The organism is Moorena sp. SIO4G3, from assembly GCF_010692305.1.
In the GTDB taxonomy this organism is placed as follows: domain Bacteria; phylum Cyanobacteriota; class Cyanobacteriia; order Cyanobacteriales; family Coleofasciculaceae; genus Moorena; species Moorena producens_A.
The window spans coordinates 1-15,234 of sequence record NZ_JAAHIG010000221.1; the positions used below are offsets into that span (position 1 = coordinate 1).

General features: G+C 44.8%; 12 protein-coding genes. 7 read left to right on the top strand and 5 right to left on the bottom strand.

The features are described 5' to 3' along the window. Positions 1-563 precede the first annotated feature (563 nt). Positions 564-716, top strand: coding sequence for a hypothetical protein (locus F6J99_RS29230; RefSeq protein ID WP_293118050.1), 153 nt, complete (start codon positions 564-566; stop codon positions 714-716). A 147-nt stretch (positions 717-863) separates the two neighbouring features. On the opposite strand, the gene map is transcribed toward F6J99_RS29230, so the two are convergent. Continuing rightward, entirely contained in the window at positions 864-1,652 is a 789-nt protein-coding gene (map, locus tag F6J99_RS29235; RefSeq protein WP_070391333.1) for a type I methionyl aminopeptidase, read from the bottom strand. Positions 1,653-1,739: 87 nt separating this feature from the next. After that, the gene (locus F6J99_RS29240) at positions 1,740-1,901 is read right to left on the bottom strand and encodes a hypothetical protein (protein ID WP_293118053.1); all 162 of its coding nucleotides are present in this window, start codon (positions 1,899-1,901) and stop codon (positions 1,740-1,742) included. A gap of 52 nt (positions 1,902-1,953) precedes the next feature. Between F6J99_RS29240 and F6J99_RS29245 the strand changes: the two genes are divergently transcribed. From F6J99_RS29245 to F6J99_RS29255, 3 genes are all read left to right on the top strand, one after another. Continuing rightward, on the top strand, positions 1,954-3,066 hold the full coding sequence (locus tag F6J99_RS29245; RefSeq protein ID WP_365974431.1) for an S-(hydroxymethyl)glutathione dehydrogenase/class III alcohol dehydrogenase: 1,113 nt from the start codon (positions 1,954-1,956) through the stop codon (positions 3,064-3,066). Between the two features lie 329 nt (positions 3,067-3,395). Continuing rightward, positions 3,396-3,815 carry a DUF29 domain-containing protein gene (locus tag F6J99_RS29250; protein ID WP_293118056.1) on the top strand — a complete coding sequence of 140 codons (420 nt, stop codon included), beginning with the start codon at positions 3,396-3,398 and terminating at the stop codon, positions 3,813-3,815. Between the two features lie 4 nt (positions 3,816-3,819). Beyond that, a complete protein-coding gene (locus F6J99_RS29255) occupies positions 3,820-4,020 on the top strand; it encodes a hypothetical protein (protein ID WP_293118059.1) in 201 nt (66 codons plus the stop codon). On the opposite strand, the gene F6J99_RS29260 is transcribed toward F6J99_RS29255, so the two are convergent. Continuing rightward, complete coding sequence (locus tag F6J99_RS29260) at positions 3,981-6,575, bottom strand: CHAT domain-containing protein (protein ID WP_293118062.1); 2,595 nt, start codon at positions 6,573-6,575, stop codon at positions 3,981-3,983. The two genes, F6J99_RS29255 and F6J99_RS29260, sit on opposite strands and share 40 nt — an antisense overlap. Before the next feature lie 92 nt (positions 6,576-6,667). Beyond that, on the bottom strand, positions 6,668-10,336 hold the full coding sequence (locus F6J99_RS29265; RefSeq protein WP_293118065.1) for a filamentous hemagglutinin N-terminal domain-containing protein: 3,669 nt from the start codon (positions 10,334-10,336) through the stop codon (positions 6,668-6,670). Positions 10,337-11,455: 1,119 nt separating this feature from the next. Between F6J99_RS29265 and F6J99_RS29270 the strand changes: the two genes are divergently transcribed. Next, entirely contained in the window at positions 11,456-11,755 is a 300-nt protein-coding gene (locus F6J99_RS29270; protein ID WP_070391325.1) for an alcohol dehydrogenase catalytic domain-containing protein, read from the top strand. A 692-nt stretch (positions 11,756-12,447) separates the two neighbouring features. Here the strand turns inward: F6J99_RS29270 and F6J99_RS29275 are convergent. Next, positions 12,448-13,683, bottom strand: coding sequence for an aminotransferase class I/II-fold pyridoxal phosphate-dependent enzyme (locus F6J99_RS29275; protein ID WP_293118069.1), 1,236 nt, complete (start codon positions 13,681-13,683; stop codon positions 12,448-12,450). A 22-nt stretch (positions 13,684-13,705) separates the two neighbouring features. On the opposite strand from F6J99_RS29275, the gene F6J99_RS29280 reads away from it, so the two are divergent. Together F6J99_RS29280 and F6J99_RS29285 are read left to right on the top strand one after the other, a co-directional pair. Continuing rightward, on the top strand, positions 13,706-14,761 hold the full coding sequence (locus F6J99_RS29280; RefSeq protein WP_293118072.1) for an amidase: 1,056 nt from the start codon (positions 13,706-13,708) through the stop codon (positions 14,759-14,761). Positions 14,762-14,779: 18 nt separating this feature from the next. Continuing rightward, on the top strand, positions 14,780-15,064 hold the full coding sequence (locus F6J99_RS29285; RefSeq protein ID WP_293118074.1) for an amidase family protein: 285 nt from the start codon (positions 14,780-14,782) through the stop codon (positions 15,062-15,064). Positions 15,065-15,234 lie beyond the last annotated feature (170 nt).

Genomic DNA, 15,234 nt, shown 5'->3' on the forward strand with positions numbered 1-15,234 from the left:
ATTCGCTACCATCAGCGCTATCACTTCCAGTAGCTGGATTGACGTATAGAGTTGCCATAATTTAGGATTACCCAAAACGCTTAAGAACACAGCAAAACGGCGGTGTCACCCATCAGAGGGTTCACCACTTGCTAATTTCCTGAGCAGGAGGCTAGCATTCTTTAGAAATACTCTTAAGAATTGTTACCTAGATAGTGTGCCTGCTTTTACTGCCTATATCTCACAGTTTAAGCTCGATTTTCATTAAATGTCCATATTAATTAATCCTTACTCTTTAGCCCTTAGTCTTTAGCTAAGACCGCGAGAAGCCCCACAACGAAAATTCGCAGCATGAGTGTTTAAAGTTACCGTAAGGACAGTGGAGCCTTAATCAATAAGTTTTAACCTTTTTCCCATAGCCTGTCAACCATAAAGGCTCCACTGTCCTAAGGTTTCGTCTCCAGGGATGAATCGCGGAGCTGGAACTTTGATCAACAGCCTGAAAAACGTTATACTAAAAATAGTAGGGAAAACAAATTAAGAGCTAACCGCCACCTACGTGCTTAAAAATAGAACTTATTGTATTGTTCCGGTGCGGAGGGGCATCCCGTGTCGTCAATAAAGCTTGCCGAGTATCCGTTCGCGCAGCGTCGGCGAAAGCCGATACCGTTGGGTGGAGTTGGCAAGAAGCCCACACTGTAATCTCTGATTCAGTGTGGGAGTATGTCACTCCTTAGTGCTTTGAGTTTGGTCTTGGTGATTAGTGCTTTTCCCAAATTGATTAACAGATTGACAAACATCAGGTCTCCTGGCAGCTACCGAGCATCAAGTAGAAAGCACCAAGCACGAATTACCAAGCACCAATGACTAATGACTAATGGCACTTAAGCCGATTTGCTCTGGATTTCCTGTTCTGGCAAGGTCAGAATCTCTACGCCGTCAGCAGTGACCACTACAGTGTGTTCAAATTGGGCAGAAAGTTTGCGATCGCTTGTTAGAGCTGTCCACTTATCAGCTAGAATTTCCACTTCGTAGGTACCTTCGTTAATCATTGGCTCGATAGTGAAAACCATACCAGCCCGGAGGCGTTTTCCTTTCCCTCTAGTGCCATAGTGAGGAATTTGGGGAGCTGTATGGAAAATCTTGCTAATCCCGTGTCCAACAAAGTCTCGCACTACGGAAAAGCCGTTGGACTCGGCATACTCTTGGATAGCAGCACCAATATCGCCAACTCTTGCTCCTGGCTTGACCTCAGCAATACCACGCATCATACACTCTTCAGTAACTTCCACCAGCTTTTTTGCTAGGGGTGAGGGGGTACCAACAAAAAAGGTTCTAGAGGTATCCCCGTGATATCCATCCAGCTTTGGTGTTACGTCAATATTAATGATGTCCCCATCTTTAAGGATTTGCTTACCGTTAGGGATACCGTGACAGACAACTTCATTGATACTAGTACAGATAGATTTAGGAAAGCCCTGATAACCTAAGGGAGCACTGATTGCCCCATGCTCTTTTGTCCAGCGTTCCGCTTCATCATTAATCTCTAGGGTGCTTACCCCTGGCTTAACCATGGGTTCTAAATGGTCTAACAGTGCAGTGGCTAAGCGTCCAGCAAGACGCATTTTAGCTATTTCTCTACTGGATAAGATGACAATTCGTTCAGCTGCCATGAGTTTTTATTCCGTCAATTACCCCAAAAATTGGGAAAAATTATACTATTTGTTGTTTTTTTAATTGTACAATAATATGATCGCTCATTAACGCCGGTCGGCTTGAGAGCAATCGGTGAAGTATATTGTGGGTTTTAGGGAATCGGGAATCGGGAATCGGGAATTGGGAATCGGGAATCGGGAATCGGGAATCGGAAACTTCGGATCAGGTAAAAATGCTATGGACCTGGTCTTTTGTTTGCTATCCAAAGCCAGAATAGTTCAATAAAATAGGTCAGTTGATACAACCAAGTAGGAGTTGATTGTGGAAGTCAAAGCCGCAGTAGCTTTTGAAGCAGGCAAGCCTTTATCCATTGAAACGGTTCAGGTAGGGGAACCTAAGGCGGGTGAGGTGATGGTGGAAATTAAAGCAACCGGAGTATGCCATACCGATGCCTATACCCTGTCTGGCGCAGATCCAGAAGGACTATTTCCAGCCATTCTAGGACATGAGGGAGCAGGTGTAGTGGTTGAGGTGGGTGAAGGGGTGACTAGCGTCGAGGTAGGAGACCATGTGATTCCCCTCTATATCCCTGAGTGCCGTCAGTGTGAATACTGTTTAAGTGGTAAAACCAATCTCTGTCAGGCAATTCGGAATACCCAAGGACGTGGTTTAATGCCCGATGGTACCAGTCGCTTCTCTGTCAATGACAAAATGCTCCATCATTACATGGGCACATCCACCTTTGCTAACTATACCGTACTGCCAGAAATCGCAGTAGCAAAAATCCGCAAAGATGCTCCCTTTGATAAAGTTTGTTACATCGGTTGCGGAGTTACAACCGGTATTGGTGCTGTGATCAATTCCGCTAAAGTTCAACCAGGTTCGAGAGTGGTGGTATTTGGACTTGGGGGAATTGGTTTGAATGTGATTCAAGGCGCACGGATGGTGGGTGCTAGCCAAATTGTAGGTGTTGATATTAATCCTAAAAAACAACAACTTGCGGAAAAATTCGGCATGACGGATTTTGTCAATCCTAATGAAATAGAGGGCGATTTAGTCCCTTACATTATTGACTTAACTAAAGGGGGCGCTGATTATAGTTTCGAGTGTATTGGTAATGTTAAGGTGATGCGCCAAGCTCTAGAATGTTGCCACAAAGGTTGGGGTGAATCTATTATTATCGGTGTCGCCGGTGCTGGAGAAGAAATCAATACTCGACCTTTTCAACTGGTGACCGGACGGGTCTGGCGAGGTACAGCTTTTGGGGGAGCTAAAGGACGCACGGATGTTCCTAAAATCGTAGATTGGTATATGGAAGGTAAGATTAATATTGATGACATGATTACCCATGTCATGCCCTTAGAACAAATTAATGATGCCTTCGATTTGATGCATCAGGGTGAGTCGATTCGGAGTGTGGTTACCTTTTGATAGTTGAATGCGATGGACTTCGTCCCGCTTTCAGCGAACGCGTGGCCAAAGGCCAAGGTTAATTCATAGGTTGAAGGTTTGTTGGTTGAAGGTTTGTTGGTTGAAGGTTGAACGCGCACGCGTGGCCTTTTGGCCAAGGTTGTTCGCGTTCGCGCAGGGGAGGCCGTAGGCCACAAGCTTGGCCTTTTGGCCAAGTTTGAACGCGCACGCGTGGCCTTTTGGCCAAGGTTGAACGCGCACGCGTGGCCTTTTGGCCAAGGTTGTTCGCTTAGCACGGATACTTAAAAAATCTGTGATTGTTCCAAAAACTCTAAAATAATGAACAAATAATGAGTAATAGTGACTTGTATAATCAGGATTTTGTTTTGTGGACTGATATAACTTGTCAGCAACTTAAAACAAGAAACTTTGATGAGTTGGATATAGAGAATTTAATTGAGGAAATAGCCACCTTGGGACGATCCGATAAACGAGAGATTCAGAGCCGACTTAAGGTTTTGATGGAACACTTGCTTAAAAGGCAGTACGTGAATTCAGAGCCTGATTATCGAGGTTGGGAAAAAACGATCAATGAGCACAGAGAACAGATTAATCTTTTGTTGTCTGAATCTCCCAGTCTCAAGCCTTATCTTGAATCGGTCTTTTATAATTGCTACAGATATCCACTAAAAGTGGTTAGCAAGGATTATCCATCTACTTGCTTCCCCCAGGATTGTCCTTTTACCCCTGATATTCTAGACGAAGATTGATCCTGTGGCATTCACACCACCGATTAGTACTTTTGTCTGTCGATATATCATAAGTAGTCCCGATTCCCGATTCCCGATTCCCGATTCCCGATTCCCGATTCCCGATTCCCTAAACCCTACACCCTACACCCTACACCCTACTCCCTACTCCCTACTCCCTCCTGCTCACAACCAATTTCCCAGCAAAATAAAAGCCGACCAGTAAAGGGGGTGATTAAATGCCTCGCTCTGCAACAGCTCCTGTTGAGCTTGTCGCAAAGCTTCTGCCTTGGTAACCTGGCCTGTGGCTAACCTCTGATAGAACCGAGTCATTAACTCTGTAGTGGCTAGATCGTCCACAGTCCAGAGACTGGCAAGGGTACTGCGTGCCCCCCCACGCACGGCGATACCAGCCAAGCCCAACGCGGCTCGGGAGTCTCCTGCGGCTGTCTGACAAGCACTGAGGACGAGTAATTCAATGGGATTTTCTTGCTTTTGATCCGCTGAGATCAGAGTATTTAACTCATTGAGATTAATCACGTCATCCCAGGTCAGCAGAAACGTTTCTTCCGCTACTGAACTAAATTCACCATGAGTGGCGAGATGAACAATTTCGTAACTAGAGGTATTAACTTCTGTATTAAAGTTGGATTCAGTAAAGGACTCATTGAGTAGAATCAATGAAGGAATTTGACCCTTGATATTCTCTAATTCCACTTTCACCCCAGGAAGTGCTCCGAAATTAGGACGATGGGGACGAACTTCCGTCACTCCAGCAGTGAGAACTGAAACGTTTTGTCTGACTAAAGCTTTAGAGTCGATTAATTGTAAACTAGGTGCTACGGCAATATTATAGTTCTCAATTAAATGGTCTTCTCCGTCATAAAGCACCGACATGGGAAGATCGCGCAGAGCCCCATCTGGTATAAATACTAGGGTGAAGATATTACTCTTGGCTAATTCTGCTTCAATCGGACCGATTAACCAGTCGTGTATTGTTTGTAAGTTGTCCTTTCTCAGCACTCGCCAAGGGCTAGTAATATTTATCTTTACCGAAGCCAGTAGTTTTTCTATTTCTGCTTGAGGTAAGTTAGTGGTGATCTGGCGCAGGGGTTGTCCGGGCAAAGTGACAATTACTTCCAAGCGGTCTGGTAAGATAATGGTATAGAAGATAGCAGCGTTGGGGTCAATTTCGTCGATATTAACGGGTTTAGCATCTAAACAAGCATCCCGAAAGAAGTTGTCTAGTTCTGCTAGTTGTAGGGATTCAATTACATCTCGTGCTTGTTTGAGGTTTTCTTGAGATGCATTGGGTTCTAGGAGTAGTCCTACTAATTCTCGGTAGACTGGTTCAACGCTTTCTCGAAACCCAAACTGAATATCGCTACTAATGGCGACTAGGTCGCTACGGATAGATTGGAGGGTTTGTACCGATTGAGAATAGGCAGCGATCGCGTTTTTCTGATCCTGTTTTAGATTCAGGATTCTGCCCAGTTGCCATTGCCATTGATAGGCTAAATCGGGAGCCTGGATTTCTTGAGCAATTAGTAACGCTTTTTCGGTTAAGTTTTCCGCTTCCTCAAGACGTGATTGCTGTTCGTATAACCTGCCCAAGTTACCAATAGCTTCAGCTTCCCCTCGTTTATCTCCCAAATTCCTAGCCAGCTTAATAGCATCAGCGAGATGAGTAGCAAGGGCGTTGGGAGTTGTGAGTTGGTAGTTTTTAGTTTTTGACAGAGTTTTGGCTAGATTAATTCTAGCATTGATTGCTGTTTTACTGGGAGATAATGTGGTTAATGTATACTCTATAGCTGGCAATAATGCTCTAGCTTGTGACCACTCTTGTTTAGATATCTCTTGTTTAGATATCAATACACTCAGTTGATTTAATTGCCCTTGAATCTTAAGATCAGGTAAGGGAGATTCCTTCACAACCCGTTCATAGAACTCTATTGCCTCTGCTGTGTCTCCTTTTAATCTAGCGGTATTTCCTAAACTGAGCAGATTGTCAGCAATCAACGTCTGATCTCGTAAGTTTTCCGCTATGGCTAAACTTTGTTGTAAAATTGCTTTAGAGTCTTGGAATTTTCCGACTCGGCGCAGCACATCACCTAGGTATTGGAGGGCGGTACTTTTCAGGATGCTATCCGGTTGGTTTTGGAGAGTTTCCTGGATTTGAGTTAAGGTTTTAGTGGCTTGATTATACAACCCTAATACTCGTAAGGCTTGCACCTCGTAAATCTGACTTTCTGTTAATCTAGTTAAGTCTCCGATTTCTTGATAGATAGCACTGGTTTGCTGCCAAGTCGATAAGGCTTTTTCCCCCTGACCTAGAGATAAGTAGACTTGTCCTTGCACTTCTAGTATTTGGGCTTGTAATTGTTGACGTTCTTTGGGATTAGGAAGTTTTTCTAGTTGGCTAAAACCCTGGGATAGTGTTTGTTTAGCTTGGTCTAGGTCTCCCAAGGTTTGATAAACTAACGCGAGATTGACTAAGGAATTAATTTCACCAATAATGTCCCCACTATCGCTGTAGTTAGTAATAATTTGCTCCAACAACGGGATAGCCTCTTGGTATTGACCTGTTTCATAGAGGTGTTGGGCTTGTTGTTCTGGAGAATCGGAAATCGGGAATCGGGAATCGGAACCCACCCCTAACCCCTCCCAGGAGGGGAACGGGAATCGGGAATTGGGTGTGATTGCTGGAGAATTTGATAAGGCTTCCCCGGATGGAACAAAGCACGTTAATGCGATGGCAATTACAAATGATAGTTTTTTCATAATAATTAAGGGAATAGAGAATAGAGCGAGCCTTTTGATGGTGCGTTACGGGGCTACTGGCTACGACCTTGAATATCATGGCAATCCCTCCCCTAACGCACCCTACGCACTACTCCTCCCTGCTCCCTACTCCCTACTCCCGAATGACAATCAAGATTGGGAAATATCTGCTCCACAGGAGTCCCGTTAAACGGTTGCGCTGTCAGAATAATGGTGCCATCCTTTGCTATTACCCAGCCTTGGGCTTCGATAATCACTTTTTTGTCTTGACGGGGTTTCACTGACGGTTGCGCTTGTAATGGTTGTCTGGTGCTGGGTAACCTGGGACGAGTTCGCCACCTGACTGTTCTGTGGGCATTAATCACTGGATCTTCTGGAGTTGGTGGTAAACCGCCTTTGCCGGTAATGGTAAAGGAACTCCCGCCAGCAATCCGATCATTCTCAAAGCCACAAAGGTCATTGGCTAGGATTGCTTCTGCATCCACCAGGATTCCTGGCAATTCGTTTAAGCCTGAAGTGGGGTCTATCTGGGAGATGTTGAGAATTACGTCACCGTTTAAGGATGGGCCACTATCGGAGGTGGCAGTGATGTCATTGTCTGGAGTGGGACTGTCTCGAAATTCTAAACCAAAGATGCCTTTGGCATTAATCTCAACACGACCTCCTGGGCCTTGGTCAGCATTGGCGGTGATATCGCTATTTCCGAGACCAACTAGGGTATCAGTATTAATAAATATATTGCCCCCAATGGTTGTATTCTGAGCGTCAGTTATAATCTTGCTTTCGTTGAGGAGTCGGATGTCACCAGCTTCCAGCCTAATCTTGCTTTTGTCTCCTCCTGCTGTTTGTGCTGTGATGATTCCATTGTTGTCAAGGAAGATGGAGTTAGCATTAATATTTACTTCCCCTGCTGAAGTTCTCTCTTCAAAACTTCTAGCACTAACTTCTGCTCCATCAGAGATTATTAACTTGTCAGTGGTAATATTCAAAAACTTTCCGGCATTTCCTGTTGCTTCTCGATTAGCTCGAATAAACAAGCCGCTGGCAAACTCACCATCGGCTGAGGTACCAGTACCAATGAGTTGAACAGATTCAGAAGCATTAACAGTCAAATCTCCACCGTCCCCTTCACCCAAAGTGCTAGCTGAAACTTGTGCTCCATCAGAGACTATTAACTCCCCAGTGGCAATAGTTAAATCTCCTGCATTTCCTGTTCCTTGAGTTTGAGTAGACAAGTCGCTGCTAAGTTGAACAGTAGAAGAAGCATTAACAGTCAAATCTCCACCGTCCCCTTCACCCGAAGTGCCAGCTGAAACTTGTGCTCCATCAGAGACTATTAACTCCCCAGTGGCAATAGTTAAATCTCCTGCATTTCCTGTTGCTCTTGAATTAGCTTGAGTAGACAAGCCGCTGACAAGCCTACCATCTGCTGAGGTACCAATCACTTTAACAGTAGAGTTGGCATTAACAGTCAAATCTCCCCCGTCCCCTTCACCAAAAGTGCTAGCTGAAACAACTGCTCCTTCAGAGACCATTAACTGCCCAGTAGTAATATTCAACTCTCCTGCATTTCCTATCCCTAGAGTTCGAGTAAACAAGCCGCTGGCAAACTGACCATCTGCTGAGGTACCAGTACCAATGAGTTGAACAGTAGAGGAGGCATTTACAGTCAAATCTCCGCTGTCCCCTTCACCAAAAGTGCCAGTTGAAACTTGTGCTCCATCTTTGACAATTAACTGCCTAGTGGTAATACTCAAATTTCCCGCATTTCCTTTTGAGCCTCGATTAGCTTGAGCAAACAAGTCGCTGCTAAGTTTAACCGTAGAGGAGGCATTCACACTCAAATTTCCGCTATCCCCTTCACCAAAAGTGCTAACCGAAACAACTGCTCCCTCAGAAACTGTTAACTCCCCAGTGGTAATACTGACATCTCCCCCATTTCCTTTCCCTTCAGTTCCAGCAGACAAGGCGCTGCGAAACTCACCATCGGCTGAGGTACCAATCAGTTGAACACTAGAGGAGGCATTGACACTCAAATTGCCCCCGTTCCCTTCACCAAAAGTGTCAGCTGAAACAACTGCTCCATCAGAGACCATTAACTCCCCAGTGGTAATACTGACATCTCCCCCATTTCCTTTGCGTTCAGTTCTCGCAAACAAGCCGGAAAACAGACCATCGGCTGAGGTACCAATCACTTGAACCGTAGAGGAGGCATTGACACTCAAATTGCCCCCATCTCCTTCACCAAAAGTGTTAACGGAAACAATTGCTCCATCAGAGACCATTAACTGCCCAGTAGTAATACTCAAATTTCCACCATTTCCTGTTGAGCGTGGATTTGTTTGAGTAGACAAGGCACTGGGAAACTGACCATCGGCTGTCGTACCAATTACTTGAACCCTAGAGGAGGCATCCACACTCAAGTTTCCCCCGTTCCCTTCACCGCTTGTGCTAGCTGAAACCGATGCTCCATCAGAGACGATTAACTTCCCAGTGGTAATATTTAAATCTCCGGCATTTCCTGTCCAAAAAGTTCGAGCAAACAAGCCGCTGGGAAAACTAATATCGGCTGTCGTACCAATCACTTGAACACTAGAGTTGGCATTAACAGTCAAATCTCCACCGTCCCCTTCACCAACAGTGTTAACTGAAACTCTTGCTCCATCAGAGACCATTAACGTCCCAGTAGTAATACTGACATCTCCCCCATTTCCTGTTACTCCTGGAAAAACTCTGGCTCCCAAGAGGCTGAGAGTACCATCAGCCGATACACCAATTACTCCAACAGATTCAGAGGCATTCACTGTCAAATCTCCGCCCTGCCCTGAGCCATTTACATCCGCAGTTATCCTAGAACCACCCTTAAGACTCAACTGAGAAGCCTCAACCACTATCCCACCGCCACTGCCACCCCCTTCGGTATTCGCAAAAACAAAAGAGCGATCGCGTAAAGTCACATTAGCTCCCTGCACCTGGATACTCCCACCACTTTCCCCACTGGTAATGACCAAAGCAGCGTCGGACAAAGTAATATCCTGGAATGCTTGAACTGCTGAATAATCCAACACAAAACTAGTATCGGTTGGGGTCAGGTTCACCACACCATTAGAACCAACACCCCCCAGCTCAATCCGTCCATCGAATGCGAATAGAGCGCCATTAGGAATAGTAACCTCACCACCAATTAGCCCCAATGTTTGACCATTTGGTACCTGAAGCCCAAAAAAAGATTGATTAGTAATAGTCCCTGGATTGGAACCAAATTGCAACCCAGAGGGTATATTAATGGTCAACAACGGTTTTCCATTGGGATTTTTAGTGCTGAAAACTGTGCCATCCTCAAACAACACACTATCAGCAGTACTCCCAAAAAATGAACCTCCCACATCCAGTCTGCTATTGGGACCGAAGACAATACCGTTGGGATTGATCACAAATAAATTAGCATTACCCAACACGCCTAGGGTTCCCAAAATATTGGAAACATTACCTCCCGTTACCCGACTCAGGATGTTTGCAACTCCAGCAGGATTCGCAAAATAAACTCGCCCGAACTCGCCCACATTAAAATCCGAAAAGCTGTGGAATAGATTACTGTCTCTAATCGCCCCACCTTCAATTAAATCTGCCAGGGCACCGTTAATAGTCACATTGGGGGTTACCACAGAGCTTTCATTCCCTAGGGTATTATCTGGGGTAATTTGTCCGAATGCCGTAGTTGCAGCTAGTAGAGAATACAGCACCATGCTAGTTGCTGGCACCAGTGGGGAAATCCGAGGTTTCATAGTAATCAATCAGCTACCGAATTTTTTAATTAAATCAAAAAATATATTTCAGCTTGATTGATTCAAAAACTCTTTAAAAAGATTTTACTGAAAATTAACAAAAAACCATTGAAGTCGCCCTAGCACTAGCAGGATTACGGTCTTCATTTTTGATTTAACAAACCTTTAAAAAAACTTTACTGAAAATTCACAATAACAGGGAGTAGGGAGCAGGGAGCAGGGAGCAGGGAGCAGGCATGCTAGCAATAGGCATGCTAGCAATAGGGGAAAAATAATGTGTACCTCATAGCTATGATAAACGCTATAGATCTAGCTATAGCAATATTAGTGGGTTTTCCAGTAGTTATTGCCTTCAAAAAAAGTATAAAATACTAGCGTTTATCGCAGTTTTATGATTATTTCAGTAGGGTGGGAAAAGTCATCATTTCGTGAGTACTTAAAACAAGCAAAATGTTTTTGCCCACCCGACAAGCTGATTATTTCAGTAGTGGGCTACTACAAGCTGATTATTCCAGTAGGGTGGGCAAAGTCATCATTTTGTGAGTACTTAAAACAAGCAAAATGTTTTTGCCCACCCTACAAGCCCTATATCGTTATTTAAAGTTTTATTGTTCATTTTTTTTTGAGAATAATATCTTTATTTATCAAATTAAATTAACAATCAAAGTAATTGAAAAACGTTAAAATTATAGCTATTACGTACTTGTTATGCTAAGAGGATATCTCCCAAGTTTTTTGATACTGAATTTTGCCCCCCTAGCCCCCCAATTCTGGGGGGAACAAGAATCAATTTGTTGCTAAAAGTCCCCCGAGCGAGGGATTGCTCGCTCGGGGGATTTAGGGGGCTTGAATGTAGCAAATGAGACTTCTCAGACAATCTCTAAATAAACACTTTGCCAAAGGGAGCCTCGGAGCAGCGCTGCATCGCTTTCTTATGCCCCACACCCCACACCCGGTCACCCCACACCCGGTCACCCCACACCTGACGTCAAAGTAAAAAACCTACCCTTATGAGCTACTCCCTACTCCCTACTCCCTCACCCAAATTAAAACTGCTATAAATGTAGACGTCTATTCACAAAATAAATTCAACTAATGATTCAAGCCTACGCAGCCCACGAACCTGGTGGAGAACTGAAGCCTTTTGAATACGATCCAGGGGTTTTGGGGGAACAGGAAGTAGAAATCAATGTGGAATACTGTGGTATTTGCCACAGCGACCTAAGTATGTTGGATAACGAGTGGGGACTAACTCAGTATCCATTTATACCAGGTCACGAGGTAGTTGGTACCGTGGCAGCATTGGGAGAGAAGGTGACCACGCTCCAAGTTGGACAACGAGTGGGACTAGGCTGGTTTTCTAAGTCCTGCATGACCTGCGAGTGCTGTATTTGACACTCCCCGTCCTGTAAGAACGGGGATTCTTAGTTCCTCGACATGCCTTAAAATTAGCTATCCTGAAAGGCAATATTTAAGCCAAATGCCCGTTAAAAACCAAACATCTAGCCTAATTTAACTAACCCCAGTGGGCTTGTCTCCCTAAGCGTTGAGTTTCCTCAGTTTCCGTGTGCCCCACGGTACGTTTAGTCTTAAAAGGTTATTTACTGGTGTTTCGGTATCCGTTAAGATCCATGCGTTTTGGCGAGGTAGCACGCTCCTCGTGTACTAGTATCGCTTTACGTCGTTATTTTAAATTGGCAGTACCGACGAATCCTACCTGTACTAGGCTACATGTTTATTATATCACATTTTAATCAAAAGCCGTCCTAGAAGGACGGGGCTTGAGACCCAAAATTTTGGTCAGAAATCTATCTCTGGTAGCCCTTCAGGCAGTCCGGTTACCATTGCCCATATGCTTGAGTTTGCTGGCCGACATGGTATTGAACCCATTACCGAAACCTTTGCATTTGACCAGGTTAATGAGGCCATGGACAAACTCCGCAATGGTAAGCCTCGTTATCGAATTGTACTTAAACATTAATACAACAAAGCAAGGCAAAAGGCAAAAGGCATGCATGCTAAAGGCAAAAGGCAAAAGGGATAGATTTTGATTTCATATTTATTTTTGCGCATAGGTCTAATCGCTATCAGGACGACTGGGGAGTGTCAATAGATGCGATCGCGTCTTGGAATGCGGCTTGGAATTTGGGCAGGGCACTGGAAATCATCTCTTCGCTGGCAGTCAGGGAGATGCGGAAATAACCTGGTATTTCCTGTGGCGTTCCAGGTAATACAAAGACCCCATGACTGGCCAGTAACTCGGCAAAAGCACAGTCATCTTGCCAAGGGGAGCGCACCAACAGGAAGAATGTTGCATCAGGGGTGCGGAGCTTGTAACCCATGTCCCGCAGTGCTTTGACCATCCAATCTCGCTTTTTTTGTAAATGCTCGATATTCAGGTTTAGTTGCTCCAGGTCTCCTAGGGCATACTGCATTAACACGCTAGGATAACACCAACCAAAAGAACTTTGTTGTAAGATGCCAATCACTCGCCTGATTTCTTGCCGATTGGGCATAGTGGATGGTAAAGCAATATACCCTATGCGTTGACCAGGAGCCATGAAGGTCTTGCTGTAACCATATACCAAGAAAGAAAATGGGTAAAACTGGGTAGGGCTAGGACAAGGCTGGTGATCAAACACAATCCGGCTGAAGGTTTCATCAGAAATTAGGTAAATGGGCTTACCATAACGTCTAGAGGCATCGGTGAGTATAGCAGCCAAACCCTCGAGGGTTGTTGCTGAGAAAATCTTTCCTGTGGGATTATGGGGTGAATTGATGATTATTGCCCTAGTCCGTTCTGTAATCGCAGATGCGATCGCATCGAGGTCCATATCAAAGGTGTTGGTATCCACAGGCACACCCACTGGCATGGCACCAGTAAGATGAACCATACGCCGATAAGCTAACCAGGGTGGAGTTAGAATAATTACCTCATCTCCATCCCCAGCCAGGATTTGTAGACAAATTGCTAGACCAACTACTGTACCATTGGTCATAAAAATATCTTCCGGCAATATGGAAATTCCCCGTTTATCCTGAAGAGCAGCGGATACAGTCTGCCGTGATTCCGGAATATTTCCCTTGTAGCCATACCAACCTTGATTTTGCGGTATACTCCAACGCTGCAAGGCTTCTACAAAACCTGGTAGTGGCATTTCATGGGAATCACCCAAGGTAAAATCAAGACTTTCCGGCTCAGTGCGGCGACTCATATAAGTCGCTTCGGCATAAAATTTGCTGATGGGGGTTTGGTACTCTAATCCCTTTAGTAAACGTGGGGAGATAAAGTGAGTATTGCCTTCAGTGGTTGGATCTGGCATAACCGCAGCCTCTGTTAGTTTAATGAGTCACTTAGTATTTTTTTCGGCCTCTGAATTGGCAAAAGCAATTCGCGATCGCACTGTCTCATCGGTGGAAGTGTTAGACGCTCATCTTGAGCATATTGCTCTGCACAATTCTCAACTAAACGCCATTATTACCTTACATGTAGAAAATGCCTATCAACGAGCCAAAGACGCTGACGACGCTTTAGCACGAGGGGAAATTTGGGGTAGGTTACATGGAGTACCGGTAACCATTAAGGACAGCTTAGAAACTAAGGGATTACGGACTACCAGTAGCTACGAACCTTTAGCTAATTATGTCCCAACTCAAGACGCTACCGTTGTGGCTAGACTGCTTGCAGCGGGAGCAATTCTTCTGGGAAAGACCAATACACCAAAACTGACAGCAGATTTTCAAACCAATAGTCCCCTGTTTGGTAGAACAAATAATCCCTGGAATCTCGACTATACCAGCGGTGGTAGTACTGGGGGTGGTGCAGCCGCCGTTGCTGCTGGATTGTCCCCTTTGGAACTAGGTAGTGACCTTGGGGGTTCTATCCGTGTTCCTGGGCATTTTTGTGGTGTATTTGGCCTTAAGCCTACGGAGCATCGTGTTTCAACCTTTGGACATATTCCAGAGCTACCAGGAAAGCCAAAAACCATCCGGCATTTACAAACCATAGGACCTTTAGCTCGCTGTGTCGAAGACTTGCGCTTGTGTTTATCCTTAATTCAAGGACTCGATCCCCAACAAAATTGGTTACTTCCTATACCGACAGAGCAGTTTAAACTAGAGAATTTACGGGCATACCGCTACGCTTGGACAACAGGTTTTGGTGATATTCCAGCATCAACAGAAACCAAGAGATGCTTAGATAAATTGGCATTATCTCTAGAAAACTTAGGCTGTTGTATTGAGGAACATAACCCACCGAATTTGGACGTTACTGTAGCAAGGGAAACTTATAGCGAGATTCTCAGATTTGAATTTGGTTTATCCGAGATCAATCAACAACAGTATGAACATGCTCTTCATAAACGCCATCGTATAATTACTGATCTAGAAAGCTTCTGATCTGATTGGGATGTTTGGTTGTGTCCTGTGGTTCCAATAGCAGCATTTACCCATCGCCCATCAGGGGAACCAATTGAGATAGATGGTAAGCAGTTTCCTTATCTGAAAGCTATTGGTGCTTACACCACACTTTTTAATTTAGCTGGTAACCCGGTCATAGTCCTACCCCTTAGCCAGTCCCATAAAGGCTTACCCATTGGTGTGCAACTGGTCGGAAGACGGGGTAGTGATATGAGACTGATCGCAATTGCTGAGACATTGACCGAAATCACCGGAGGCTTTCAACCTCCACCGGGATATTAACGGGATTGATACCGAGTTGCATTCAAAGAGAGTAGATTGCTTGGATAGGGAGATGGGGAGATGGGGAGATGGGGAGATGGGGGGATGGGGGGATGGGGAGATTGGCGGAACAGAAAGTTGTATAGCAGTCGCCAGGGCAGTTAGGACATGACAAAAGTCTCAAACCTAAG